The organism is Micrococcales bacterium (assembly GCA_016703125.1).
Classification (GTDB): domain Bacteria; phylum Actinomycetota; class Actinomycetes; order S36-B12; family UBA10799; genus JADKAV01.
In genome coordinates this window covers 310,464-335,299 of the sequence record JADJCR010000002.1, presented here as the reverse complement: position 1 = coordinate 335,299, position 24,836 = coordinate 310,464, and the positions used below count along the sequence as shown (strand labels likewise).

General features: G+C 69.5%; 22 protein-coding genes and 1 pseudogene. 11 read left to right on the top strand and 12 right to left on the bottom strand.

The features are described from left to right. Positions 1 to 11: 11 nt before the first annotated feature. Positions 12 to 866, bottom strand: a complete 855-nt coding sequence (gene arsM / locus IPG68_03300) for an arsenite methyltransferase (GenBank protein ID MBK6762348.1) — start codon at positions 864 to 866, stop codon at positions 12 to 14. 220 nt (positions 867 to 1,086) lie between these two features. Here arsM and IPG68_03295 point away from each other — a divergent pair, with 220 nt between their 5' ends. Together IPG68_03295 and IPG68_03290 are read left to right on the top strand one after the other, a co-directional pair. Beyond that, positions 1,087 to 1,425 carry a helix-turn-helix transcriptional regulator gene (locus IPG68_03295; GenBank protein ID MBK6762347.1) on the top strand — a complete coding sequence of 113 codons (339 nt, stop codon included), beginning with the start codon at positions 1,087 to 1,089 and terminating at the stop codon, positions 1,423 to 1,425. A gap of 174 nt (positions 1,426 to 1,599) precedes the next feature. Beyond that, a complete protein-coding gene (locus IPG68_03290) occupies positions 1,600 to 4,782 on the top strand; it encodes a hypothetical protein (protein ID MBK6762346.1) in 3,183 nt (1,060 codons plus the stop codon). A 109-nt stretch (positions 4,783 to 4,891) separates the two neighbouring features. On the opposite strand, the gene IPG68_03285 is transcribed toward IPG68_03290, so the two are convergent. The 3 genes from IPG68_03285 to IPG68_03275 are packed head-to-tail and all read right to left on the bottom strand — an operon-like array spanning position 4,892 to position 7,626. Further along, positions 4,892 to 5,800: a hypothetical protein gene (locus tag IPG68_03285; protein MBK6762345.1), complete on the bottom strand. Its 909-nt coding sequence runs from the start codon at positions 5,798 to 5,800 to the stop codon at positions 4,892 to 4,894. A gap of 9 nt (positions 5,801 to 5,809) precedes the next feature. After that, positions 5,810 to 7,048 carry a glycosyltransferase family 4 protein gene (locus IPG68_03280; protein MBK6762344.1) on the bottom strand — a complete coding sequence of 413 codons (1,239 nt, stop codon included), beginning with the start codon at positions 7,046 to 7,048 and terminating at the stop codon, positions 5,810 to 5,812. 50 nt (positions 7,049 to 7,098) lie between these two features. After that, positions 7,099 to 7,626: a hypothetical protein gene (locus tag IPG68_03275; GenBank protein MBK6762343.1), complete on the bottom strand. Its 528-nt coding sequence runs from the start codon at positions 7,624 to 7,626 to the stop codon at positions 7,099 to 7,101. Positions 7,627 to 7,740: 114 nt separating this feature from the next. Between IPG68_03275 and IPG68_03270 the strand changes: the two genes are divergently transcribed. Continuing rightward, positions 7,741 to 8,319 carry a DUF2889 domain-containing protein gene (locus IPG68_03270; GenBank protein MBK6762342.1) on the top strand — a complete coding sequence of 193 codons (579 nt, stop codon included), beginning with the start codon at positions 7,741 to 7,743 and terminating at the stop codon, positions 8,317 to 8,319. Between the two features lie 9 nt (positions 8,320 to 8,328). Here the strand turns inward: IPG68_03270 and IPG68_03265 are convergent, their stop codons facing one another. Beyond that, the gene (locus tag IPG68_03265; protein MBK6762341.1) at positions 8,329 to 8,472 is read right to left on the bottom strand and encodes a hypothetical protein; all 144 of its coding nucleotides are present in this window, start codon (positions 8,470 to 8,472) and stop codon (positions 8,329 to 8,331) included. Positions 8,473 to 8,480: 8 nt separating this feature from the next. Next, the gene (locus IPG68_03260; GenBank protein ID MBK6762340.1) at positions 8,481 to 9,938 is read right to left on the bottom strand and encodes an NAD(P)/FAD-dependent oxidoreductase; all 1,458 of its coding nucleotides are present in this window, start codon (positions 9,936 to 9,938) and stop codon (positions 8,481 to 8,483) included. 68 nt (positions 9,939 to 10,006) lie between these two features. Between IPG68_03260 and IPG68_03255 the strand changes: the two genes are divergently transcribed. After that, positions 10,007 to 10,519 (top strand): hypothetical protein, encoded by a 513-nt coding sequence (locus IPG68_03255; GenBank protein ID MBK6762339.1) that lies wholly within the window; start codon positions 10,007 to 10,009, stop codon positions 10,517 to 10,519. Between the two features lie 410 nt (positions 10,520 to 10,929). Here IPG68_03255 and IPG68_03250 read toward each other — a convergent pair whose 3' ends face one another. The 3 genes from IPG68_03250 to IPG68_03240 are packed head-to-tail and all read right to left on the bottom strand — an operon-like array spanning position 10,930 to position 13,063. After that, positions 10,930 to 11,751, bottom strand: coding sequence for an EamA family transporter (locus IPG68_03250; protein ID MBK6762338.1), 822 nt, complete (start codon positions 11,749 to 11,751; stop codon positions 10,930 to 10,932). A gap of 44 nt (positions 11,752 to 11,795) precedes the next feature. Further along, positions 11,796 to 12,482: a hypothetical protein gene (locus IPG68_03245; protein MBK6762337.1), complete on the bottom strand. Its 687-nt coding sequence runs from the start codon at positions 12,480 to 12,482 to the stop codon at positions 11,796 to 11,798. Then, entirely contained in the window at positions 12,479 to 13,063 is a 585-nt protein-coding gene (locus IPG68_03240; protein MBK6762336.1) for a helix-turn-helix transcriptional regulator, read from the bottom strand. Before IPG68_03240 ends, IPG68_03245 begins: the two co-directional genes overlap by 4 nt. A gap of 40 nt (positions 13,064 to 13,103) precedes the next feature. On the opposite strand from IPG68_03240, the gene IPG68_03235 reads away from it, so the two are divergent. Both IPG68_03235 and IPG68_03230 read left to right on the top strand, forming a co-directional pair. Next, the gene (locus IPG68_03235) at positions 13,104 to 13,412 is read left to right on the top strand and encodes an antibiotic biosynthesis monooxygenase (GenBank protein ID MBK6762335.1); all 309 of its coding nucleotides are present in this window, start codon (positions 13,104 to 13,106) and stop codon (positions 13,410 to 13,412) included. A gap of 157 nt (positions 13,413 to 13,569) precedes the next feature. Then, positions 13,570 to 14,310 carry a hypothetical protein gene (locus IPG68_03230; protein ID MBK6762334.1) on the top strand — a complete coding sequence of 247 codons (741 nt, stop codon included), beginning with the start codon at positions 13,570 to 13,572 and terminating at the stop codon, positions 14,308 to 14,310. A 37-nt stretch (positions 14,311 to 14,347) separates the two neighbouring features. Here the strand turns inward: IPG68_03230 and IPG68_03225 are convergent, their stop codons facing one another. Further along, complete coding sequence (locus tag IPG68_03225; GenBank protein MBK6762333.1) at positions 14,348 to 16,369, bottom strand: NADPH-dependent 2,4-dienoyl-CoA reductase; 2,022 nt, start codon at positions 16,367 to 16,369, stop codon at positions 14,348 to 14,350. Positions 16,370 to 16,580: 211 nt separating this feature from the next. Here IPG68_03225 and IPG68_03220 point away from each other — a divergent pair, with 211 nt between their 5' ends. Beyond that, entirely contained in the window at positions 16,581 to 17,312 is a 732-nt protein-coding gene (locus IPG68_03220; protein MBK6762332.1) for a DNA glycosylase, read from the top strand. 81 nt (positions 17,313 to 17,393) lie between these two features. Beyond that, on the top strand, positions 17,394 to 18,743 hold the full coding sequence (locus IPG68_03215) for a protein kinase (protein MBK6762331.1): 1,350 nt from the start codon (positions 17,394 to 17,396) through the stop codon (positions 18,741 to 18,743). Here IPG68_03215 and IPG68_03210 read toward each other — a convergent pair. Next, positions 18,740 to 19,282, bottom strand: coding sequence for a DUF4126 domain-containing protein (locus tag IPG68_03210; GenBank protein MBK6762330.1), 543 nt, complete (start codon positions 19,280 to 19,282; stop codon positions 18,740 to 18,742). The two genes, IPG68_03215 and IPG68_03210, sit on opposite strands and share 4 nt — an antisense overlap. An 86-nt stretch (positions 19,283 to 19,368) precedes the next feature. Between IPG68_03210 and cobA the strand changes: the two are divergent. Next, positions 19,369 to 20,585 (top strand): annotated as a pseudogene (cobA, locus tag IPG68_03205) (uroporphyrinogen-III C-methyltransferase). 2 nt (positions 20,586 to 20,587) lie between these two features. Here the strand turns inward: cobA and IPG68_03200 are convergent. Further along, complete coding sequence (locus IPG68_03200; protein ID MBK6762329.1) at positions 20,588 to 22,102, bottom strand: SpoIIE family protein phosphatase; 1,515 nt, start codon at positions 22,100 to 22,102, stop codon at positions 20,588 to 20,590. A 37-nt stretch (positions 22,103 to 22,139) separates the two neighbouring features. On the opposite strand from IPG68_03200, the gene hisC reads away from it, so the two are divergent. After that, positions 22,140 to 23,243 (top strand): histidinol-phosphate transaminase, encoded by a 1,104-nt coding sequence (gene hisC / locus IPG68_03195; protein ID MBK6762328.1) that lies wholly within the window; start codon positions 22,140 to 22,142, stop codon positions 23,241 to 23,243. A 177-nt stretch (positions 23,244 to 23,420) separates the two neighbouring features. Further along, the gene (locus IPG68_03190) at positions 23,421 to 24,833 is read left to right on the top strand and encodes a cytochrome ubiquinol oxidase subunit I (protein ID MBK6762327.1); all 1,413 of its coding nucleotides are present in this window, start codon (positions 23,421 to 23,423) and stop codon (positions 24,831 to 24,833) included. Positions 24,834 to 24,836 lie beyond the last annotated feature (3 nt).

Sequence of the window (24,836 nt, the reverse complement as noted above, 5' to 3'; positions counted from 1 at the left end):
CCCGCGCCGGATCAAGCAGTCTCGCAGGAGTCTGCGGGCGCCACGGACGGCTTCACCGCGCGGATCGACGCCGAGCGGATGACCCCGTCCAGGCCCCGGATCGCTGTGGCCACGTCCAGACCCGCCGGTAGGTCGGCCTGCGCGACATCGGCAGCCAGACCCTCGAGCGCGGCAGCGTCGAAGACCTGCGTCGGTTCCACCGACACCTGCTCGAAGCCCGCCCCGGTCAGGCCGTCGAGGCATTCCTGCTCGGTCAGCGCGCCGCTGATGCAGCCGGTCCACAGCGCGGTGACCGACGCGAACTCGTCTGGAAGCGGCCGACTGAGCACTACGTCGGACACCGCCAGCCGACCGCCTGGCCGCAGCACACGCAACGCCTCGCGGAACACGGCGTTCTTGTCGCCGGACAGGTTGATGACGCAATTGGAGATGATCACGTCCACGCTGTCGTCGGGCAGCGGGATGTCTTCGATGTGGCCCTTGTGGAACTCGACGTTGTCCACCCCGGCCTTGCGCTGGTTGCTTCGTGCCAGCTCGAGCATCTCATCGGTCATGTCCAGGCCGTACGCCTTGCCGGTGGGTCCCACGCGTTGGGCGGACAGCAGCACGTCGATGCCGCCGCCGGAGCCCAGGTCCAGCACAATATCCCCGAGCCGCAGGTCGGCCAGAGCCGTCGGATTCCCGCACCCCAGCGAGGCGATGATCGCCTCCTCGGGAAGCAGCGAGGTCACATCTTCGTACTGCGAGATCCCGAACACCTGCGAGCCACCCTCCACCGGGCTGCCACAGCAGGATGCCGACTTCGCGGCCTGCGCGTAGTGCTCCCGGACGTTCTCGCGCACCTCGTGCATAGCGCTGTCGGTCATCGTCTCCTCCTTCAATGGGGGGCGATCTCGGCGATCAGTGCCTCGCTGCGCCCGCGGATGTCATCGCGGATGCCCCGCACGGCGTCGACCCCCAGCCCAGCGGGACGCGGTGTCCACAGGGTCGATCTGTTGACGCACGAGGCCCCTCACATCGATGGTTGTCAATATGAACGCTACGCCGATATATTGATCATTGTCAATCCAGGAGAGGCCGATCACGATGCCCGCGAGATTCATCAGCGCGCCGACCGACATCGCTGCCTGCTGCCCCGATGGTCTGGGTGTGCCCATCGACCGTCCCGAGGCCGAGGCCCTGGCCAAGGTCCTGAAGGCGGTCGCCGAGCCGGCTCGCCTGCAACTGCTGGCCCTCATCCGATCTGCCGGTGAGTGCTGCGCGTGCGATCTCAACGATCCTGTCGGCCTCTCGCAGCCGACCGTGAGCCACCACCTGAAGGTGCTCACCGACGCCGGGCTCATCACGCGCGAACAACGCGGTCAGTGGGCCTGGTTCCGCGCGAACGAGGACGGCATCCGGGCCCTGGGGCAGGTCTTCGCCTGACCCGACGTCAGCCGAACCGGCCATTGACCGCCGTCACAGCGCGCGCGAAACTTGCGCCGTGCGCCATCGCCGCCGTCCGGCGCGGGAAGGCGCAACGCCATGGCGACGATGGTGCCCGGAAGACCGTGGGCACGAGTTGCCCGACGACTGGCGACTCTGACCTCCCTGGCGCTCGTGGCCACACTGTTGGGACCGGTCACCCCCGCCCGAGCCGCCGACACCGTGACCATCGACTTCGAGACCGGCCCGGCGCTGGGGACGCCCGTGACCACGCAGTACGAGGCGTCGGGCTTCGTCCGGTTCGTGGCGGACGATCCCGGTTTCCGGCCCTTCCGCAGATCGGCCCCCGGGCAGGCCCGTTCCGGGACAGTGGCCGCGGACGTCGGCATCGACGTGTGCTACCCGGACACGGGTCAGACCTGTGAGTTGGTGACCCCGGGGATGACCGGGCGGCTCACCCGCACGGCGTCGGCGGTGACCGTGTTTGCGGGCCTGTTCACTGCTTCTCCGCAGGCCGTGTCCGCGCAGTTGATCGCCTACCGCGCGAACAACTCCGTTGCCGGGGTCAGCCAGGCGGTGCCGATCACTGCCAGCGGCTTCACGTCCCAGGTCCGGGTCACCAGTGCGGCCCCCGACATCGCCTACTTCTTCCTTGCGGTGACCGGCCCGGGCGCCGCCGGTTCCACCCTGGGCTTCGACGACCTGACGTTCGAGTTTCCGGACGACTCGTTGCCCGACCTCAGCGTCTCCGCCCCCGCGCAGGTCAACAGCCTGCGGCAGGGGTCGACGCTCGACATCCCTATCGGGCTGACGCGGCTCAACGGTTCCAGCGGTCCGGTCGACATGTCGGTAGCCGGGCTGCCCGCGGGGGTGACGGCGCAGTTCCTCCCTGATCCGGTGCCTGGAACCGGGAGCAGCACCACCATGCGGCTGACCGCCAGCGATGACGTGATGGCCTTCGAACAGCCGGTCGAACTGACCGTCACGGCCGATCCGCAGGGCAACGCCGCCGTCGCGCCAGGACCGCGCACGGCCGCCACCTCGCTGGTGGTCCGGACCAACTTCGAACTGTCCGTGGTGGGCGGTCCGCTGTTCCGGCTCGGCGCCTGCGCTCCCACCGACATCCCGGTGCGGGTACGGCGCAACATCGACTTTCCCGGCACGGTCACGGTGTCCGCCACCACCACCGGACCGACCGCCCAGATACTGCCAGGCTCGACGATCCCGCCTGGCGGCAACCTCATCGCCGAACGCACGCTGCGACTGCAGCGGACGTCGGCCCTCGGGTCGGTGCGTAACGTGAACCTCACCGCCAGCAGCCCCGGCTACCCCTCGCGCAACCTCCAATTGCAGGTGGCCGACGCGGTGGACTCGGCGACGGTTGCCGACACCTCCGGGTGGGCCCCGCGCCGGCGTGACCCGGGCGATCGCATTCGGGTGGACGGCACCGGGTTCTGCCCTGGCACGAAGGTGCAGGTCGGCAACGATCGGGCCGAAGTGGACGCGGAGGTCGCTGCGGACGGCCGGAGCCTCACCTTCCGGATTCCCCGGACCGCGACCAGCGGCCCGGTGACGATCGTGCCGCTGGCGGGCCCGAAATACCGCAGCACCAACGATCTGACGGTCCATACCGTTCGCAACCACGACGGGTTCGCCTTCGGCAACTACGCCTACGGCTGGCTCTCCTATGGCGAACTCACCGACCTCGTCGGTCAGCGCGACATGTTCATCGAGGTCAATCCGTGCTGGCCGCTGGGGAGTTGCCCCATACCCACGGGTGTGCCCGACCCGGTCGCGTATCTCGTGTGGGGGGTGCTCAACCTTGCGCTGAAGGCCTCCGGGGGCCACTGCTTCGGAATCAACCGAACCCTGCAGGAGTTGCTCGCCGGAAAGGTCCGGCACAGCAAGTTCGCGCCGGGGGTGACGGTGAACCACGACCTGCCCAGCAGCACCGGGCCGAACGCCGCGCTGGGCACATGGCTGGACGGCCGGCACGCGGGGCAGGGCACGGCGCAGTTCCTCGTCGCCTACCTGGGCCGGGAGCGGGACCTGCCCAACCAGTTGTCGGTGATCCGTGCGGAACTGGCCGCTGGCCGCTACCCCGGGATCTCGCTGAAGAACGGCTTGAGCGGGCACGTGGTCACGGCCTATGACATCGAGGAGCAGTCCGACGGTTCGGTGTTCGTGTACGTGTACGACAACAACGTGCCGTTCCTGGCCTCGGAGGACGGCAATCCCGCCGATCACTACTACCGCGAGATCGACCGTGGCGTCATCCGGATCGACGCCGCGAAGGACCGGTGGGAGTTCCCTATGGGCAGCGAGACCTGGAGTGGGGGAGGGGGCGACTTCTTCACCGTGCCGCTGAGCGTCATCCCGGACGACCCGTCGCTGCCCGGACTCAACGCGTTGCAGAGCATCACGATCTTCGGGTCACCCGCGGGCGCGGCCAGCGTGACCGACCTGCCCGCCGATGCCGAGTTCCTGCCGGTGCAGGACGCCGCCGCGGTGCCCGGCTCGGCGGGTTTCCTGGTGGCGCCGCCCGGCACGAGTGTCTCCCACACGGTGCAGGGCGCGGCGAAGGGCACCTACTCGCAGTTCACCACCGGCAAAGGGTTCGTGGCCGGGGTCCGCGACGTGCCCACGGCGGCCGGTGTGACGGACGCGCTGAGTTCGGACCCCGGCTCCGGCACGGTGACCTTCAGCGGGACGAAGGACCGCCGGCTGCAGCTGGACCTGGCGTCGGACCGCCGCGGGCATCAGCGTTCGGCGAGCCTGCTGCTGCGTACCTTCGACGGCGGCTCGGAGACCGCGGACTTCAGCAAGGGCGGCACCCTGGTCCTGCGGCACGACGGGCCGGCCACCACATTGCGGCTGCAGTTCACAGACACGGATCGCCGCGGGGTCGACCGCTTCACGTCGGCACCGGTGAAGATCCCTCGTGGCGCTACGGTCAGGGCGACGCCGGAATGGGGATCGTTGAACTCGGTGCGCCTGGTCGTCCTGGACAAGGGAAAGCGGACCACGCGCACGCTGAAGGACCGCTCCCGCACGCGCACTCGTGTGCTGGTCTCCGCGCCGACGTTCACCGGCAAACGCGTGAAGGTCGCATTCCGGGTGGTCCGGCCGGTCGTGCCGTCATCGGCGGGCCTGGTCGTGCGGGTGCTGAAGGGGCAGCGCGTGGTGGCTCGCAAGGCCGTCGCCTACGCCACCCCGCGGCGGGGAAAGACGCTGCGGTGGAAACTCCCGCGCTTGGCCAAGGGCACCTACCGGGTGGTGGCCAGGGCGACCCTGCTGACGTCCGGGGCGCAGGCGGCGACGCTGCACGACACCTCGCGCGCCCGGCGGTCCTTGTGACGAAGGTGCGGGGGCTGGAGGGTGGTTTGTGACGCTGGTGCGGGGTCGTCGACGTGGAACCCAGCACTGTCGTCGTAGAGCGGCGGGAGGCTGGGCACCTTCGTCGCAGTCACCACCCTGTCGTGACCCCCGCGGCGTGCAGCCACTGGCGCACCGCCGCGGTGTTGTCGGTGGTCACCCCCCACACCCCGTCGCGCAGGCAGAGGTCGACCGCCCGGGGGTCGTTGGCGGTCCACACCATCCACAGCAATCCGGCGTCCGCCACCGCGGTCGGCAGGTCAGGGGGGTAGGCGAAGAGGGTGTCCAGGCCGTCGAGGCCGCATGCGTGCGCCCGTTCCACGAGCCAGTGGCAGTCCGTCGGTTCGTCGTACCCGGTGCGATGGCTGTCGGCACCCCGGCGATGGCCTTGTGTCCAGCCGCCGACCTGCCAGCGCGGGGTGGTGTCGACGATCCACAAGGTGCGGTGATCCGGCGACTGTCGTTTGACCTCTGCAGCCGTGTCCAGGTTCTTCGAGATGAACATGACCTGCTCAGTCGCCAGGTCCGCGGGTGCGACCGCGGCGAGCACATCGGCCACGACCTGTGGACCCTCTTCGACCTCCACGACCAGCGCCCGGCCGGGCGGCACGAGCTCGGCGCACAGGGTCAGGGTCGGGATCCCAGCGCCCGCCCAGCCCTGGCCCTTCCACGCCTTTGCGCTGGCAGTGAGCAGATCCGCGTACGAGGCCTTCGCGATCGTCCACCCCGGACGGTCAGTCGTGCGATCGCTGGTCTCGTCGTGGAACAGCACCACCTGTCCGTCCGCTGTGCGCCAGGCATCCACTTCAACCGCGTCGGCGCCCTGTGCGTAGCCGTAGGCCACGGCCGCAAGGGTGTTCTCGGGCGGCCCGGCCGGGTCGTTGAAGGCGTGGCCGGACCCTCGATGGGCGACCAGGCGCACCACGCCGCTGCCCGGCCGCAGGGCGTTCTGCGCTGATCGATGGGAGGCCGCCAGCGCCGCCGCAGCCCGATCTTCCATGCCTGCAGGCTAGAGGTCCGCCGCCTCGATGACGTGGTGAGCCACGGTGTCCCAGCTCCACAGCTCAACGGCCGCGACCCTGGCGGCGGCGGCCAGTTCCGCGCGCTGCGAAGGATCAAGCCCGGCGTACAGCTGCAGTTTCCGCGCCAGGGCCGGGGCGTCGCCGCCGGGGAACGTGGTGATGTCGCGCAATCCGGGCGGGTAGAACCGGCGCAGCCCGGCGGCGACTTCGGCCAGTCCACTGTGGTCGGCCACCAGCGGCGGGCACCCGCAGGCGGCGGCCTCCGCCGCGACCATGCCGAACGCCTCGGGGAACACGGACGGCACGACACTGACGTCCATCAGCGGCCACAGATACCGAAGATGCCGGTGCTGCAGAGGCCCGGTGAACAGGATCCGGTCGCCGGCGGCCGCCTGCGCCGCCGCGCGAGCCGGGCCGAAACCCACGACGACGGCCCGGAAGTCCAGTTCCGTGAGCACGTCCACCAGCAGGGGCACGCCCTTCTCGTGGCTCAACTTCCCGACGTAGACCACGCAGGGGTGGTCGTCGGTGCGCAGGAACTGCGCGAACCGTCCGGCGTTGCCCGGATCGGGCAGCCGTTCCCCACCCGGAACGTCCGCGCGGGCTTCGGCGAGGAGTCCAGCCAGCGCCTGCTCGCGCGGAAGCGGACGCATGAAGTCGGTGTCGACTCCGGGCGGGATGACGGTGATGGCCTGCGGATCGGTCCCCCCCAGGTCGGTGACGACGGCCTTGATGTGCTCGGAACCGGCGATGACGCCGAGGCACTGCTGCAGGCTCCTCGCCGCCCACTGACACAGCGTGCTGTTGGCGCGCATGGCGTACTCGAGTTCTGAGCCGTGCGCCTTCACGAGGCTCGGCAACCCGCTGGCCGCCGCCACGGGAGCGCCCAGCAGAACGTGGTTCGCGATCAGCAGATCAGCTGGTCCGTGGTCCCGCAGGGCCGCGGCGTTGGCCTCGACGAACGCGTCGAGTTCCTCGCGGCTGCAATCGCCGAGCAGGGCCGGTTCCATGTCGGGGTAGCGGTCGAGGACGAACACCGGCAGCCGACCGGGCAGCGACGGCCGGACGACGACGGCCCCCCCGAGGTCGATCTGCGCGGCATCGGGGTCCTGGGAGAAGACCGTGACCTGGTGGCCCTGCCCCGCCAGAGTCCGCGCCAGCGCCCGCGTGTACTCGTTCGAGCCGGTGCCGTGCAGAAGGTAGCCGTGCCAGATGAAGATGCGCACACCTCGGACATTAGCCGCAGGCCGGGAGGGGCGCCGCTGGCCCGCTGGCCTCAGGCGACGGGCATCCCGGCCACCAGCGCATCAAGGCCCGAGCGCGCTGCGCTCACAGCGGAGAGCAGCCGGCCCAGCGGGGTGTCTGCGTGGTACGGCTCGGTGACACACAACTTCTGAGCACGGTCGGCGATCCGGGCGGCCTGCTCGTCCACTCGCGCTGCGTCTTCGAGGTGCTCCAAGGCTGTGGACAGGGCGTCGGCGATCTCCTCGATGAGGAGCAGGTCCTCGACCCGGGGAGCCGCTTGCGGCACGCGGTACATCAGATCCCCGAGCAGCATGATGTCGGCGAACATCTCGCGCAGGGCCGTGGGCAGGGTGTGCAACCCCGGCAGCGTGTCGGGAACGATCACCCCGGAGTGGAGGTCGGCCCCCTCCGCGTGGATCGCTTGCAGGGCCTCGTAGTCGTCCGCACGGGACTCGGCCGTGCTCTGTGCCAGATCGGAAAGGACCTCGCAGGCCTCTGCGAAGAGTAGTGCGTAGTCAGCGAGCGCACCGTGGCCGATCGAGACTGAGTGAACCGTCATGACTGCCTCCGCTTTCACGCTAGGCCGACCGTTCGACGGCCCCGGAAACGGTCCTTGAACGACGGCTGAACGCCTGGTCTCGGTTCGGCAACGCCACGCCGATAGCCTGTGCCGGTGGCTGAACAGCGGATCCCGGACCACCGGCGCAGCGTGGTCTTCGACGTGTACCCGGGTCCCGAGGGTTCAGTCGAGGTGATCGGTCGGCTGCGCGACGAACGCCCATGGGCGCAGCGTCCCGAGGATCTGCCCATCGTGCACGACCTGGAACTGTCGGCGACGGTCTCGCGGACCGACTTCACGGTGCAGACCGTCGATGTCCGGTTCCACACCTACCCGCACACCGAGTGCCCGCAGATCGCTGCGGCCTACCAACAACTGGTCGGCGTTCAGGTGGGCCGGGGCTGGACGCAGGCCATGCGGGATCGCCTGGGCGGACCGGCCGGCTGCACCCACTTGCGTGAACTGGCCCGGGCGATGGCGCCGGTTCTGGTGCAGGCGGCGTTCTCCGGGCGGGTCCGCGAGAACCCGGGCCGGGAGGGCGATGAGGGTCGTTTGCGGACGGTGCTTCCGTTCCTGCGGGGGACCTGCCACATCTGGGCAGCCGGCGGCGTGGGGGAGCAGAAACTCGACGCCGGCTGGGTGCCCGGCACGACGCCGTACCCCGTGCCGGTGCTGGCCGACTTCCCGCTGTGACCTAGCCGATCAGTGGTGGCCCTTGGTCACCATCGTGATCATCTTCAGGTTGAGCACCGCGAAGCGCCAGCCCTGGCGCAGCAGGTTGCGCCGGAATTTCACCTCTTTGTCGTCGGGAAGCGGGGCATCGGGGAACGTCGTCAGATTCTCCACGTCGGACCTCACTCCGGGATCAGGTGCCAGAACGGACGGGCTTTGGCTTTGTAGATGAACATGTAGTGCAGCACGACCTTCATCCAGTGCGCGGACAGGCCGATCTCACCGTAGGTCTCCTTGGTGTCCCGGCCGTACTCGCCGTACTTCGTCTTGTCCGGGATGATCGGGAAGACCGTCATGGCGGCGGCTTGGCCCTTGCGCCAACCCGTCCCCGCGGAGGCGATGCAGGCCGCACCCATCTCCGCCATTGACGCGGTGTGCACCTTGCCGGCGCCGCCGTGTTTGATGCGCTCGGCGATGGACTGAGCGACTGCGCGCCCGATGACCCCGGACGGCATCCCGGTGCGCGGCGGGGCCGGGGCGATCATGGTGCCGTTGGGGGTCTTGCGGGGCTTGGACATCTGGTGCGGGGGTGCGAAGGCGATGCCCGCGGCCCACACGTTGTCGTACTTCACCGACTGGTACGTGCGCGGCCAGTCGGCCGCTGTCCACTGCTCGTAGGGCCGCGGGGTGTAGTCGGCGTCGACCTTCATGAAACCGCTGGGCGCGAAGACGTCGGCGGTGACGTCTTCGCCCTGGGCGTCGAAGGCCTTCAGGTCCGCGCCGCGGAACGGCGGCAGGAGCATCGCGAAGTCGAACCGCTGCTCCCCCTTGGTGCCGTCCAGCAACTCGTAGTGGACCACCCCCGGATCCACCCGCTCCACGTGGGCGGCCATGATCGCCTTCACGCCGCGCTGCTGGAACAGCGACTCGGTGAACATCCGGCTGGGCACGATGCCGTCCTTGGTCCCGAAATTCATGCCGTCCATGCCGAAGTCACCCAGGGAGGCCTCGTTGGTGATGTAGATGACCTCGGCCTTGTCGCGCACCCCCGCCTCGACGAGTTCGTGCTCGACGTTGAAGGTGTACTCGAACGCCGCACCCTGGCACGTGCAGGTGCCGTGACCCATGCCGATGAGGAAGGTCTGCGGCTGCCCCTGCTTCAGTTTCGCGATCGACCGGGCGAGGGCGCGGGCGGTCTCCTCGGCGTGGCTGGCGGTGCACACCGACCAACTGTTGCCGTCCGGTCCCAGTCCCGGGGTCGCCTCGAACGTGAGTTTGGGACCTGTGGCGTTGACGAGGTAGTCGTACTCCAGGCGCGCGGTCTGGCCCTGCCTGGCCGGGTCGGTGTAGTTGACTGTGACGTGCGGGCGGGGCAGGTCCGGACTGCCTTCGCCATGCAGTTCAACGGCCATCGCCTGGTGGAACTCGATGCCTTTGCGCCGGTAGATGGGGGCCAGTGGGAAGGTGACCTTCTTCGTGCTCATCCGGCCGACGCCGACCCAGATGTTCGACGGGATCCAGTTCCACTCGGAGTTCGGACTGACCACCACGACCTCGTGCTGTTTGGGCAGCAGGCGGCGCAGGTGCAGTGCGGCCGTGTGCCCTGCGATGCCGGCTCCTAGGACGACGGTTCGTGCCATGGCGATCCTCCGGTTTCCGTAACCCGGGAGTATCATACCTTGAGGGGGTATAAGGAGGGGCGGGCACGATGAAACGGCACCCGGCCTGGTACGGCTCGGTGATGGGGACCGGGGCGCTGGCCCTGGCGCTATCGGTGCAGTCGGTGACCTGGCAGGCGGACTGGCTGCGGTGGGGCTCGCAGGTCTTCCTGGTCGTTGCGTCCGTGCTCGCCGTGGTCCTGCTGCCCCCATACGCCGCGCGACTGCGATCGCGGGCGGATCTCGACGCTGAGCTCTCCGACCCCGCCCACGGGGCGATGCTTGCCACCCTTCCGGCCGGGCTGCTCGTCCTGGCGACAGCTTGGGGCCGGACGGGCTGGGCACCGGCGGGCTTGTGGGTCGACGGCGTCCTGCTGGTGGTCGGCGCGATCATCGCGGTCGCCCTGGGCCTGGCCTGGTCGGTGGCCATGTTGCGTGGGACGAACGGCTTGGAAGGGGTCAACGGCGGCTGGCTGATCCCGCCGGTCATGAACCTGCTCGTGCCCCTCGCACTGGCCCCCTCGTGCCGCACCTGTCGCAGTGGGACACGCTGGCCGTTCTGACCGGGTTCGCCTTCTACGGCATCGGCGTGATCCTGTTCCTCGTCATGGTGAGTACGTCGCCGCCGGGGCAGCCCGGCAGGCGGCGTGGGCGCTGACCGGGCGCCTGCCGTCCTGGAACGCGACGGACTGTCCCGGTGTGACAGCGGCGAGGGTGTTCGAGGCCGAGGCGCGCCCGGAGGTGCTGGCAGGCTACTCCCGGGTGCAGAGACGGGCCTACGGCTGACCGGTATGGCCAGCAGCCGCCGCCGGTCGCGGCACCATCGTGACGGTCGATGGGGCCGCTGTCCCCCGTGCGACGAAGGTACGGGTTACCGCGGGCGTTCTGTGACGAAGGTGCGGGTTCCACCGATCGGGATCCCGCACCTTCGAGTCAATGCGGCGTGAGGACCGTGCACCTTCGTGACACAAGCTCACTCGATGAGCGGAACCGCCGGGTCGGACTCCCGATGCCCCGAGCGCTCCGCGCCGATGCCCGCGATCACGACCAGTGCCACTCCCACTACTTGGCCCAGGTGCGGGATCTGGGAGAGGACCAACACGCCCAGGAGCAGGCCGAACGCGGGCTCGAGGGCCATCAACGTGCCGAACGCGGCGGTAGTGAGCCGGCGCAAGGCGATCATCTCCAGTGAGAACGGGATGACGGGCAGGAGCAGCGCCAGGCCGAACGCCGCGGCCACGATCGGCCACGTGATGCTGCCAGCCGCTTGCGGGACGCCGATGACAGCAGCCGTCACTGCCGCGACCGGGATGGTGATCGACAGCCCCTGCAGGCCCGAGAAGCGGTCGCCGATGTGCTGCGTGAGGACGATGTACGTCCCCCAGCCACACGCGGCAACGGCGGCCAGTGCGATCCCCACCGGGTCGACGGTCCCCTGCCAGGGTTCGGTGAGCAGCAGCACGCCCACGAGCGCCACGGCCGGCCACACCAGCAGCGACCGGCGGTGGCTGCGGATCACCGCGACGGTCAGCGGGCCGAGGAACTCGATGGCCACCGCGGTACCCAGCGGGATCCGTTCGATCGCGGTCAGGAAACTGACAGTGATCATCCCGGTGGCCACGCCCAGTGCCAGTGCCGCCCGGATGTCGGGCCAGCCCATGCCCCGCACCTTGGGCCGACTGATGAGCAGGAAGATGACTGCACCCGCGGTCAGGCGCAACCAGGCCGTCCCGCCGGCACCGACCTCGTCGAACAGGCTCACCGACAAGGCCGCGCCGATCTGCACGCTGAACATGGCAGTGACGGCCAGTGTCCAGGCCGGTACCCGGTCGCTCAGACTCATCGCACGAGGCGTGAGCCGGTGACGGCCCCCGGCGATCCGGTCCGCAGGACGGCCTGCAGGTGGTCCCCGGCGGCCATGAGCTTGTCGTCGTCCATGGGGGCCAGCGCATCGAGGATGAACAGCGCCCGCCGCGTGTCATCCCGCAGTTGTGTGCGCGTGCACTGCCGCCAGTTCCAGATGCGGCAGGTGACCCCCGCGTCGTCACGCCAGACCACTTCGCCGGGCTTCGGGTGCTCGATGGCCGGTTCCCCGCCGGCCACGGTCTCGAAGGGTTCCTCGCCGGTCGCCCGGACCAGCCGCGCCGCGCCGCGGTAGGCGTCGAGGTTCTCGCCGCCTACCGGGAGTTGGTGCAGGACCGAGATCGCGTTGTAGGCATCGGTCAGGGCGTTGATCCGCGGCAGACCGTCCGGTGCGCGCCGGGTGAGTGCCTCGAGGCTGTTGCGGGTCCGCTGCGGCTTCGCGCCGAAACTGCGGAACGCCTCCCGCCACGCGGCGATGTGGGGGAGGTTCTCCACAGCCGAGTCCGCCAGCAGCGCACGTGCGTGGGCCTCGGCTTGTTCGAGCGGGCCAGAGGCGTCGAAGTCACCGGTCAGTCCGTCGGCCACGATCAGCAGGACGCGGTAGTCGGGGCGCAACTCGCGGACCGCGGCGTCGATGTGGGCGTTCTGCAGGGTGGCGTTCATCGTTCGGCTCCTGTTCTGGGGGGTTCGAAGACGGTGAGTGCGAAGCGGGCGGGAGACGTGCCGGGGTTGGCGTAACCGTGCGGGACATCACCGATGAACGAGGCAGCGTCGCCGACACGCAGGTCCCAGGACTCGCCCGCGACGGTGAGCCGGACGGTGCCTTTGAGCACGCTCAGCAGCTCGCGGGTGCCCGGGGAGTGTGCCTCGCCGCGGTAGTCGTCCCCGGGGCCGAGGTGCCAGTCCCATAACTCGAGCACCTCCGGCGCGGCGGTCCCGGCGGTCAAGTAGGCGGCCCCGCCCGCCTCGCTGTTCCACAGCGTCTTGCGGTCGGCCTTGCGGTTGATGGTGACGCTGCTGGTCGGCCCGGGTGCGACGAGCGCCGGCAGCCCTACGCCGAGCGCGTCGCTGAGCCGCAGCAGGGTGGCGATGCTGGGGTTGGTGCCGCCCTGTTCAATGGTCACGAGCATGCGGCGGCTGACCCCGGAGCGCTGGGCGAGCTGGTCCAGCGTCCACGTGCGGCGCTTGCGTTCGCTGCGCACGCGCTCGCCGATCAGCACTCCCAGAGAGGCGGCCTCATCCATGAGTGCAGTGTACTGCACTTCTAAGGTATAGTGATACACCGTGTACGAGATCGCCTTCATCTTCCAGCCGGGCACCTACGACGACGACTTCCACCGGCTCGACGCGCAGATTGCCGCCGCCGCAGAAGCGACACCGGGCTACATCGGTGTGCGCAACTGGCAATCTGCCGACGGACTGGTGCGCAACGCCGTCTACCGCTGGGAGCACCTGGACAACTTGAAGGACTTCTCCCGGTCCACCGCGCACCTGCAGGCGAAGAAGGAGTACGCCCGCTGGTACGACGGCTACGAGATCGTCATCTCCCAGGTCATGACCACCTACGGGGACGGCCGCCTCGAGCTGGCCTGAACCTGCGGCCGGCTCGACGGGCCGGGGGCCCTCATTTGCCCCAGCCTGATCCCGCCCACGGTTGATGCCACGCGAGTAGACTGGGAATGAGTTCAATAGTGCATTTGCTTTCCGGGGGGAGGGCGGTCCAATGCGAACCAGCAGGGGCGTTGACCGTGTGCGGAAGGCGCTCGTGATCGCCAGTTGTGTCGGCGTGGGTCTGGGCGTCTTCGCCGTGCAAGCTGCGGCCCAGATTCCCGGAGCCAACTACACAGGAGACCATTCAGGGACCCGTGACGAGGATTCCCCGCCGGGGCCACGCATCAGGTTCGATGTGTCGGCGACCGGCAGTTCAGTGCAGAATCTCACCGTCTACGACGTCCCGTATGCGATCGATGTGACCAGCAAGAGCGCCTCGATCGTCGACCATCGATTCACCTACGAGGTCGTGTACCCGTCATTCGGAGTGTTTCCGGGACCCTCCTGCAAGCGCGGGTCGGCACTGCGGATCACGGGGGTCTTCGACGCGGGCCAAGGCGTGGTAGGCACGATCGACCTGGCCAGCATCGACTGCCCGAACTCCGAGAACATCGACTGGTACGACGGGCCCACCTGGTCGGCGAGCACGCAGGCGACACCGCCACGGGACACCACCGCGCCGAACACGAACATCACCAAGCACCCGAAGAACCGCGTCGTGGCGAAGTCGGTGCGGGTGAAGGTCACATACGCCTTCACGTCCACTGAGGCGGACCCGCGCTTCCAATGCAAACTCGACAAGCGCTCCTGGCAGGCGTGCGGTACGCCGAAGAGTTACAAAGTCCCGGCTGGCAAACACACCTTCAAGGTGCGTGCGAAGGACGCGGCCGGCAACCTCGACCCGAGCCCGGCCAAAGACACCTTCCGGGTCATCCGCTGACCTCGCTCGGTTCCGCGGCTGTCGGTCCGGGAAACCCTCACAGCGCGGCCGCGACCTCGGTTCCCTGCTTGATCGCCCGTTTCGCGTCGAGTTCAGCCGCCACGTCCGCTCCGCCGATCACCTGCACCGGCACGCCGGCCGCATGCAGCCCGTCCAGCAACTCCCGCTGCGGCTCCTGCCCTGTGCACACCACGACGGTCTCGACGTCCAGCACCTGCGGATGCCCGTCCACCTCGAAATGCAGGCCGGCGTCGTCGATCCCCAGGTAGGTGACGCCGGGCACCATCTGCACGCCTCGCTTCTTGAGTTCCGTGCGGTGGATCCAGCCGGTGGTCTTGCCCAGGCCCTTCCCGACCTTGGTGGCTTTGCGCTGCAACAGTGTCACCTGCCGGGCGGGGGCCTCCTGCTGGGCCGGCACCAGTCCGCCGCGGTGGGTGTGGGTGCGGTCGATGCCCCACTGGGCGTAGAAGAGGCCGGGCTCCAGCGTCGCACTCGGCCCGGCCTGGGTGAGGTACTCCGCGACGTCGAACCCGATACCGCCGGCCCCCATGATGGCGACCGTCTTGCCCACCTCGACGTGGTCGCGCAGGACCTGCAAGTAGGTGAGCACCTTGGGGTGGTCGATCCCCGGCACGTCCGGAATGCGCGGGGCCACCCCCGTCGCGAGCACAACCTCGTCGAAATCGGTCAGATCCTCGACTCCTGCCCGGATGCCCAGCCGCACCGTCACCCCGGCGTCCACCAGCGCGTTGCGGAAGTACCGCAGCGTCTCGTGGAACTCCTCCTTGCCGGGGATCTGGGCGGCGTAGTTGAACTGCCCGCCGATCTGGTCGTCGGCCTCGAACAGCGTGACCTCGTGCCCGCGCTCGGCGGCGGTGACGGCCGCGGCCAGGCCACCGGGCCCGGATCCGACCACCGCGATCCGCCGGGGTGTGGTCGCCGCTTCGATGGTCAGCACCGTCTCGTGGCAGGCCCGCGGGTTCACCAGGCACGACGTGAGCTGCAACTGGAACGTGTGGTCCAGACAGGCCTGGTTGCACGCGATGCAGGTGTTGATCCGGTCGGCCTTCCCGGCGGCCGCCTTGTTCACGAACTCGGGGTCGGCCAGGAAAGGCCGCGCCATGGACACCATGTCGGCCTGCCCGGACGCGAGCACCTGCTCGGCCACCTCCGGGGTGTTGATCCGGTTGCTGGTGACCAGGGGGATGCCGACCTTGCCCTTGAGTTCCTCGGTCACCCAGGTGAACGCGGCGCGGGGGACGCTGGTGGCGATGGTCGGGATGCGCGCCTCGTGCCAGCCGATGCCGGTGTTGAGGATCGTCACGCCGGCGGCCTCCAGCGCCTGGGCCAGATCGACCACCTCGGGCAGTGTGGAGCCGCCCTCGACAAGGTCGAGCATGGACAGCCGGAAGATGATGATGAAGTCGTCGCCCACCCGTTCCCGCACCCGGCGCACGATCTCGAGCGGGAAACGCATCCGGTTGGCGTAGGAGCCGCCCCACTCGTCGGTGCGCTGGTTGGTCCGCTCGGCGATGAACTCGTTGATGAGGTAGCCCTCGGAGCCCATGATCTCCACGCCGTCGTACCCGGCGTCCTGGGCCAGCGCCGCGCACCGGGCGAAGTCCGCGATGGTCTTCTCGATCGTCTGGGCGGTCATCTCGTGCGGGACGAAGGCCGAGATCGGCGCCTGGATGGGGCTCGGGCCCACCAGTTCCGGGTGGTAGGCGTACCGGCCGAAATGCAGGATCTGCATCGCGATCCGCCCGCCGGCTTCATGCACCGCCTCGGTGACGATCCGGTGCTGGGCGGCCTCCGCAGGGGTGGTGAGGGCGGCTCCCATCTGCCAGGGCCGGCCCTCCCCGTTGGGGGCGATGCCACCGGTCACGATCAGCCCCACCCCGCCGCGGGCGCGCTCGGCGTAGAAGGCGGCCATCCGCTCGAAGCCGTCAGCGGCCTCCTCGAGGCCGACGTGCATGGAGCCCATGAGTACGCGGTTGGGCAGCGTGACGAAACCGAGGTCGAGCGGGGCGAGCAGGTGCGGATAGGGCGATTCGGGCATGAGTGGCTCCTGGCAGGCGACGTCCTCAGCGTAGTGACCCCGGTCGCGCGGCCCGCGGCCGCAGGCCCGCGTCCGGATTTGCTTTCTGAAAATCGCGACACGCTGCGGAACTGGCGAATCCGGCGGCGTGTCGGCGTTCGGGGACTTGATCAGTAGTCAGAACCGGACAGCGAGATGCGGCGCCGTGGCGTGGGCGGGGGACCATGGGGGCATGCCGGAGGGTGATGCGGTGCGCCGTAGCGCACAGACGCTCGATCGCGCGCTTGCCGGCCGGGTACTGGTCGAGGCCGACCTGCGCGTGCCGCGCTTCGCCACGGTGGACCTGCGCGACCAGTGCGTAGTCGGTACCGAGGCGGTGGGCAAGCACCTGCTCACCCGCACCGACGCGGGGCTGACCCTGCACAGCCACCGTCGCATGGAGGGCAAGTGGGTGACGGGGCCGGCGGACCTGCGCACCGGGCCGGGCCACCAGATCCGGGTCGTCCTGCGCACCGCCGACACCGCAGCCATCGGGGTGCGCCTGGCGATGGTGGAGGTTGCTCCGACGGCGCAGGAGTCGCGATGGGTGGGCCATCTCGGCCCGGACATCCTCGCCGACGAGTTCGACCCGGCCATGGGTCTGCCTGCCGGCCGACCGGTGGTCGAGGCCCTGCTGGACCAACGCGTGATCGCCGGGCTGGGCACGATGTGGGCCGCCGAACTCGCGTTCGCCGCCGGGACCTCCCCGTACGCCCCGGTCGGGGAGGTCGACCTCGCGCCCGCACTGGCCGGGATCCGTGGGCAGATGCAGGCCTCGGTCACCGGGCGGCGGCCCCGGATGGCGGTGTTCGAGCGCGCCGGTCAACCGTGCCGGGTCTGCGGGACCGTGGTGCGCAGCGGCCGCGTCGGCCGCCCCCCGCGCGACCGCATCACGTACTGGTGTCCCACCTGCCAGCCGGGGTGACGATTCTCACCCGGCTTGCTCCCGGGGCGCCTGTCGGCCGCGGACGTACACTGGTGAGGTCCCCCGCGCCAAGGAGTTGCCATGCTGAACGGCTCGCCCGCAGCACAACTCACCGACGTCGATCCCCGGCGCCTGGGGAAATGGGAAGTTCAATCGCGCATCGGGTCCGGCGGCATGGGCGTGGTCTACAAGGCCGTGCACGGCGAGGACGTCGCGGCGGTGAAGGTGGTGCGACCCGGGCTGCTCGACGACCCGCAGGTCGCAGCCCGCTTCGAGCGTGAGGCGCAGGTCCTGCGCTCGGTGCACGACGCCCACATCAGCCGTTTCCTCGACGCCGACATCGCGGGCACCCCGGCGTGGCTGGCCACCGAGTACATACCGGGTCCGAACCTGCGGGACGCTGTGTCGATCTGGGGTCCGCTGACGTCCGAACGCTGGTGGGAACTCGCCCGCGGTCTGGCCCAAGCGCTGGCCGTGCTGGAGATCCACGGGATCGCCCACCGGGACATCAAGCCCGCGAACGTCATCATCTCCGAGCGCGGCCCGGTCCTCATCGACTTCGGCATCGCGCACCCCGAGGACGCCACGTCGCTGACCGCAACCGGCATCGTCACCGGCAGCCCCGCCTGGCTGTCACCGGAGCAAGCCAACCTCTCCGAACTGACGGCAGCCAGTGACGTGTTCTCCCTGGGTTCGCTGCTGGCCTTCGCGGCCACTGGCCGGCCGCCTTTCGGGCAGGGGGCGACCGTCGCCGTGCTGATGAACATCCAGCGCGGCGAGGCCGATCTCGCCGGCATCGACCCGACCCGGCGGGCGCTGCTCGGGCGGATGCTGGCCAAGGATCCGAAACGGCGCCCGAGCGCACGCGAGGTGCTGGACATCGCCCGCAGCGTGGACGCCCACGCGGACAGCACCGTGTCCCTGACCCCCCCGGCACACACGACCCAGCCCATCCGGCCCGCGGGTGCCACCGCCAGCCGAACCTCGTTGTCATGGCACAAGCCCGCGGCGGTGGTCGCAGCCGGCCTGCTGGCGGCCGTCGTCGGCTACCTGGGCGTCAGCGCCGTCAACTCCGGCGGGGACACCCCGGCACCGTCAGACCGGCAGAGTCAGCCCGCGCAGCAGCAAGGCGTGCAGCAGGCACCGGCCTTCCCGGGTTCCGACCAGTTGCGCTCGGGCGACTGGCTGCTGTCGCAGTACGCGATCACGCAGGACAACGGGAAGCTGGTCATCAACGGCACGGTCGTGAACTCCGGCGACCGGGCTGCCAGCACCGAACTGACGGTCTACTACTACGTCGACGGCAAGGCGGTGGCCGTCGCGTCCGGCTCCACCGGCGAGGTGCCGGCCGGGGGCAGCACGTCGGTGACCCTGTCCAGCCAGGATGCCTGGCAACCGGGCAACCCGGTGCTGGTGGTCGAGGCTTCCTAGCCCGGCAGCGGTTCGCGCCGCCGCCTGCGCAACCACCGCACGACCAACCACACGAAGGCCACGAGTGCCAGCAGCACCAGGAACGGGGCGAGGATCGCCGCGAAAGCCAGCGCCGTGGACACGATGTCCTCCCCAGTGCTCACGACCGGCGCAGCGACGCCGGCCGAACCCGCGTTGAGCACCGGGCGCACGGCGGCCTTCGTACCGTGCACTGTGCCGGCGGTGATGAGCCCGGCGATCAATGAGACCACCGGCGGGATGTCGGTACCCAGACTGGTGCTGGCCGCGAACAGGACGGCACCCGCGGCGGGGCGCACCACGGTCTGGATCACGTCGTTGACCGAGTCGACGGCAGGGATCTTGTCGGCGAGGACCTCGACGAGCAGGAGAACCACCAGTACACCGAGCACCCACGGATTGGCGAGGTTGTCGAACGGCGACCCGAAATCCACGACGTCGAAGTACTGCAGGAAGCCCACGATCACCAGCGGGATGTACGCGTTCAGGCCGGCGGCGGCAGCAAGGCCGAGGCCGGTCAGAATCGCGGAGGCGAGATCCACGCGATCAGGGTAAGGCCGTCCTCGTGGTTGTGACCATCCACGGGCCCGCCCGGCGCCTGCGTAGCATCGAAGTCGTGTATCCGCTCTTCGTGCGCCTCGCCGGGCGGCGCGTGCTGGTCGTCGGTGGCGGACAGGTGGCCTCCCGCCGCGTGCTGAGCCTGCTGGCGCAGGGCGCCGACGTGGTCGTGGTGGCGCCCGGCATCGCCGACGGCATCGCCGCGGCCGACGTCCAGACGCACCGCCGGGAGTTCCGGGCCGGCGACCTCGACGGCGTGTGGCTGGTGCAGGCATGCGCCCCGGCCGGGGTCAACCGGCAGGTCCGCGACGAGGCCGAAGTCCGGCGCATCTGGTGCATCGACGCCGCCGACGCTGATCAGTCCCCCGCGTGGACGGCTTCGCCGGTGCCCGGACCGGACGGTGTGCAGGTGGCGGTGTCCGGAGGCGGTGACCCGCAGCGGGCCCGCGCCGTGAAGCAGGCGTTGACGAGCGCCCTGGCCACCGTCGACCTGCGGCCGCGGCGACCGGGACCGGGCAAGGTGGCGCTGGTGGGCGCGGGACCGGGGGACCCGGAACTGTTGACCATCCGGGCGCGCAACCTACTGCAGGCCGCCGATGTCGTGGTGGTGGACCGCCTGGCGCCCCGGGCGGCGCTGGACCTCGTCGCGGCCCGCGTCATCCATGTCGGCAAGAGCCCAGGCGACCACACGGTCGGACAGGCCGAGATCAACGCCCTGTTGGTGGCCGAGGCACGTGCGGGCAACCGGGTCGTACGCCTCAAGGGCGGCGACCCGTTCGTGCTGGGCCGCGGCGGGGAGGAGCTGGCCGCCTGCCTGGATGCCGGAGTCGAGGTCGAGGTGGTCCCGGGCGTCACCAGCGCGGTGGCGGTTCCTGCGGCTGCCGGCATCCCCGTGACCCATCGGGGCATGGCGACCGGTTTCATCGTTGCCACCGCGCACGGGGAGGACCCGTCGCTGGTCGCCCATCTGGCAGGCATCCCGCCGGAGATCACTATCGTGTTGCTCATGGGCGTGCGGTCCTTGCAGATGGTCGTCGACGTCCTCTCGCAGCAACGTCCGGCCACCACCCCGGCGGCCATCGTGGAGCGCGGATGGACCCCGAACAGCGCACCATCTCCGCCACCCTGGGCACGGTCGTCGTGGCGGCGCAGGAGCAGGGTGTCCGCGCGCCGTCGATCGTGGTCATCGGTGAGGTGGCTGCCTTGCACGACCGGTTCGGGGATACTGCCGGGGTGTCGGAGGCCGCCGGACTCATCGCCGACTGACCTCAAGCCCGCCGCACCGCCACGCAGGTGACGTCGTCGCGCCGCCAGTCCAGCGCACGGGCGCGGGCCGCCGCCAGCAGATACGCGACGAAACCCGCCGACGTCGCCTCGGTGGCCATCGCGCCGGCCACGAGTCCGGCGAGTCCGTCGTCCCCGAGTTCGACGCCGTGGCCGTCGCGGGATTCGGTGAGGCCGTCGGTCCACAGCACCAGCAACGTCCCGACGGGCATCGACGCCCGGTGGTTGGTCCACGTCCCGCCCAGGACGCTCAGCAGGGGACCGGTGGTCGTCAGTTCAGCGGTCGTGTCTCCGCTCACGAGCCACGCCGGGGGGTGTCCGGCGTTGGCCCAGGTGAGGTCGCCGGTGCGCGGATCGATCACGGCGATGATGCAGGTGGCGAAGCGGGCGGCGGTCCGGAATCCGGCAGCCGCCAGCCGCAGGGCGGTCGCCGGATCCGCGTTCTGCGCCAAGGACAGCTCCAGTACGTGCTTGAGCCGCAGGGCCTCCATCCCCGGCTCGGGGCCGTGGCCGCTGACGTCGGTGAGCGTGATCGCCAGTCGACCGTCGAGCAGCACCTGCGCGCTCCACCAGTCCCCAGCCAGCACTCCTTCGGCAGGCTCCTGCACACCCGCGACGTCGAGACCCTCGACCGGCTGCGCGTGGCTGTCGGACAGTTCGGCCCGGATCGCCGCGACCACCGGGCTCTGCTGGGCGAGGCCCTCGTGGGCCTGCCGGGCACTGTCGACCTCCCGGACGAGTTCGCGCCGCATCGTTTCGGCATCCTGCCCGACGTCACGCAACTCCGGGGGCCCGGAGGCCGCGATGGGCGTCTCGTGGTTGCTCTCCTGCGCGACGTCCACCAACTGCACCTGCAACTCCTTCAGCGGGCGCAGCACCCCTCGCAGGAGCAGCGTCGAGAAGGCCGCGAGCAACCCGAAGAACAGCAGGATGCTGACGTTGAGGATGCGGGACAGGCGGACGAACTGCTCCTGCTGGGTCCGCTGGGCCCGGGCGGCCTGGTCGCGGATCTCCTGGTCGAGAGTGCGCGTGTACGTCCGAACGTCGTTGTAGAGGTTGCGGCTGGTGCCCGATCGCACGAGCTGACGGGCCTGCTCCCGGTCCCCGGTGCGGGTGGCCTCGATGATCGGACGGGTGCCTTGGCGCTTCCAGGTGCCGTGTGCGTGGATGGTCTCGCGCAGCAGCCGGGACAGTTCCCGCTGGCCTGCCAGCAGGACGCGCAGGTTCTCGAACTCGGCTGTCGCCTGCGCAGAGCCCTCGACGTAGGTGCCCAGCTCGGTGACGTCGCCGGTGAGGGCGTACGACGTGACCGAGGAGTCCATCTCAGCCAGCGCGGTGTTCAAGGCGGCCACGGAGTCGGAGGCTGGTTGCAACCGGGTCGAGACGGTGGTGGTTGTGCCGGCCACGGTCGTGTACCCCGAGCGCAACGCGAAGGCGGCCAGCAGGACCATCGTGAGCGCGACCAGCAGCAGGAGCCAGATACGGGCGCGCAACGTCACGAGTGGCACGCTACTGGTAAGAGACCGAGGAGACCGTATGGCCGATGGTGTGCGCCTGCGTGAGATGCTGACCGACCTGCCCGAATACCGGGCCGGTCAGCGCCCGGCACCCCGGACGGATCTGGTCACCTACAAGCTGTCCTCCAACGAGAATCCGGCGGGTGCCCACGAGAGCGTGCTGGCCACCCTTCCGGACAGCGCTGTGCACCTCTACCCGGACCCGGGCAGCACCGAGCTGCTGGCCGCGCTCGCGCAGTACACCGGGGTTCGTGCCGATCGGTTGGCGGTCGGCTGCGGGTCGGTGTCGTTGTGCCAGAACGCGGTGCAGATCACCGCGGATCCCGGTGACGAGGTCGTGTACGCCTGGCGGTCCTTCGAGTCCTACCCGATCGTGACTGCGATCAGCGGCGCCCGGCCGGTGACCGTCCCGCTGACGGCCGCCGCCCGCCACGACGTGCAAGCGCTGGCCGCGGCGGTCGGTGAGCGCACCCGATTGCTGTTCCTGTGCACCCCGAACAACCCGACCGGCCCGGCATTGACCCACGCCGAGGTGCTGTGGCTGCTGGACAACACCCCGGACGACCTACTGGTAGTGATCGACGAGGCGTACCACGAGTACGTGACGGCCCCGGAGGCGGTGTGCGCGCTCGAGATCGCGCAGGCCCACCCGAATGTGCTCCTGCTCAGGACGTTCTCGAAGGCGTTCGGACTGGCCGGGCTGCGGGTGGGCTATGGGATCGGTAGCACGCAGGTGATCGCCGCGATGCGCAAGGTGGCCACGCCGTTCGGCGTCTCCGGGCCGGCGCAGGCGGCCGCTACCCGCGCCCTGCAGCCCGCTGGCCTGGCCCACATGTACCGCACGGTTGCGGCGACGGTGGCAGAACGCGACCGGTTGGCTGCCGGGCTGCGGGCCACCGGTTGGACCGTGCCGGACAGCCAGGCCAATTTCGTGTGGGTGGGAACCCCCGATGCCGCGGATGTGACCGCGCACCTGGAGCGCCACGGGCTGACCGTGCGGCCGTTCGCCGGGGAGGGGATCCGGGTGTCAGTGGGTCCTCGCGAGGCCAACGACCGGGTGCTCGAGGCCCTGGGCGGTGGGCCGGCCAACCGGGTGATGGCACGCGGGGATTACCCACAGTGACAACCCGTGTGCGGGCCGGGATATGTGACGGATCACACACTCCGCCGTTTGTTGCCAGATCCGCGCGCAATCACGCGGAACTGCGACGGAATCCGCGGCGATCGGGGCCCTATCCGGCCCATTAGGTAAGCCTACGATGGGTGGAATTTACACAGTGCTTACGCCAGACTTGCGCGTATGAGCGCGCTGGATCTGTCGCGATGGCAGTTCGCCATCACCACCGTGTACCACTTCCTCTTCGTGCCGATCACCATTGGAACGTCCTTCCTGGTCGCCGGCATGCAGACGGCGTGGGTGCGCACGGGCAACGAGAAGTGGCTTCGGGCCACGAAGTTCTTCGGGAAACTGTTCCTTATCAACTTCGCGATGGGGGTTGTGACCGGCATCGTGCAGGAGTTCCAGTTCGGCATGAACTGGAGCGACTACAGCCGGTTCGTCGGGGATGTCTTCGGAGCGCCGCTGGCCATGGAGGGCCTGCTGGCGTTCTTCCTGGAATCCACCTTCCTCGGGTTGTGGATCTTCGGCTGGGACCGATTGCCGAAGAAGCTGCACCTGGCCACGATCTGGCTGGCCGCGACGGGGACGCTGATCAGCGCTTACTTCATCCTGGCCGCCAACTCGTTCATGCAGCACCCGGTCGGTTATGAGTTCAACCCGCAGACCCAGCGGGCGGAGATGAACGACATCGGCCAAGTCCTCTTCCAGCCGCTGGCCGTCATCACGTTCACCCACGTCATCACGATGTCCTTCATGGTCGCGGGCCTGTTCGTGGCCGGCATCTCCGCATGGGTGCTGTTCAAGGGCCGCGCGACCGACGTGATGCGCTCCACCCTCAAGCTGGGCGCCATCACGACGATCGTGGCCTTCATCGGGGTCGGGCTGACCGGCGACATGCAGGCCACCAAGATGGTCGAGATCCAGCCGATGAAGATGTCCGCGGCGGAGGCGCTGTGGGAGTCCGCGGCGCCGGCGCCGTTCAGCGTGTTCACCATCGGGACCCTGGACGGTTCCGAGGAGGTCTTCAGCCTCACCATCCCGCACGGGCTGTCCCTGCTGGCCACCCACAGCTGGGACGGTGAGGTGCAGGGCATCAACCAGTTGGAGGCGCAGTACCAGGAGCAGTTCGGCGAGCAGTTCGGCCTCGACAGCTACAAGCCCAACATCCCGATGGCCTACTGGAACTTCCGGATCATGATGGGTGCCGGTTTCGTCGGCGTGCTCATCGCGATATGGCTGCTGTGGGTCACCCGCAAGGGCCGGACCCCGACAACCAAGTGGTTCCCACGGCTGGCGCTGTTCGGTATCGCCATGCCGTTGCTGGGATCGTCGACCGGCTGGATCTTCACGGAGATGGGGCGACAGCCGTGGGTGGTCTTCGGTCTGATGCCGACCTCCATGGGTGTCAGTCCCACCGTCTCGGCGCTACAGGTGTGGATCTCGGTGGTCGTCTTCACGCTGCTGTACGGGGCGCTGGCGGTGGTCGAGGTCGGCCTGCTGATGAGGGCGGTGAAGATCGGGCCACCCGATTCCGTCGAGCACACCTATCCGGACAAGGTCGGCGAAGACCGGCCGCTGACCGTGACCTACTGAGGA

Excerpts from the sequence above, each read along its gene's own strand:
- IPG68_03255 (MBK6762339.1), top strand. The coding sequence starts at position 10,007 with ATGAAACGGCACCCGGCCTGGTACGGCTCGGTGATGGGGACCGGGGCG.
- IPG68_03220 (MBK6762332.1), top strand. The coding sequence starts at position 16,581 with ATGCCGGAGGGTGATGCGGTGCGCCGTAGCGCACAGACGCTCGATCGC.
- IPG68_03240 (MBK6762336.1), bottom strand. The coding sequence starts at position 13,063 with ATGGATGAGGCCGCCTCTCTGGGAGTGCTGATCGGCGAGCGCGTGCGC.
- IPG68_03285 (MBK6762345.1), bottom strand. The coding sequence starts at position 5,800 with ATGGAAGATCGGGCTGCGGCGGCGCTGGCGGCCTCCCATCGATCAGCG.
- IPG68_03275 (MBK6762343.1), bottom strand. The coding sequence starts at position 7,626 with ATGACGGTTCACTCAGTCTCGATCGGCCACGGTGCGCTCGCTGACTAC.
- IPG68_03260 (MBK6762340.1), bottom strand. The coding sequence starts at position 9,938 with ATGGCACGAACCGTCGTCCTAGGAGCCGGCATCGCAGGGCACACGGCC.
- hisC (MBK6762328.1), top strand. The coding sequence starts at position 22,140 with ATGGCCGATGGTGTGCGCCTGCGTGAGATGCTGACCGACCTGCCCGAA.
- IPG68_03245 (MBK6762337.1), bottom strand. The coding sequence starts at position 12,482 with ATGAACGCCACCCTGCAGAACGCCCACATCGACGCCGCGGTCCGCGAG.
- IPG68_03190 (MBK6762327.1), top strand. The coding sequence starts at position 23,421 with ATGAGCGCGCTGGATCTGTCGCGATGGCAGTTCGCCATCACCACCGTG.
- arsM (MBK6762348.1), bottom strand. The coding sequence starts at position 866 with ATGACCGACAGCGCTATGCACGAGGTGCGCGAGAACGTCCGGGAGCAC.
- IPG68_03225 (MBK6762333.1), bottom strand. The coding sequence starts at position 16,369 with ATGCCCGAATCGCCCTATCCGCACCTGCTCGCCCCGCTCGACCTCGGT.
- IPG68_03215 (MBK6762331.1), top strand. The coding sequence starts at position 17,394 with ATGCTGAACGGCTCGCCCGCAGCACAACTCACCGACGTCGATCCCCGG.
- IPG68_03295 (MBK6762347.1), top strand. The coding sequence starts at position 1,087 with ATGCCCGCGAGATTCATCAGCGCGCCGACCGACATCGCTGCCTGCTGC.
- IPG68_03250 (MBK6762338.1), bottom strand. The coding sequence starts at position 11,751 with ATGTTCAGCGTGCAGATCGGCGCGGCCTTGTCGGTGAGCCTGTTCGAC.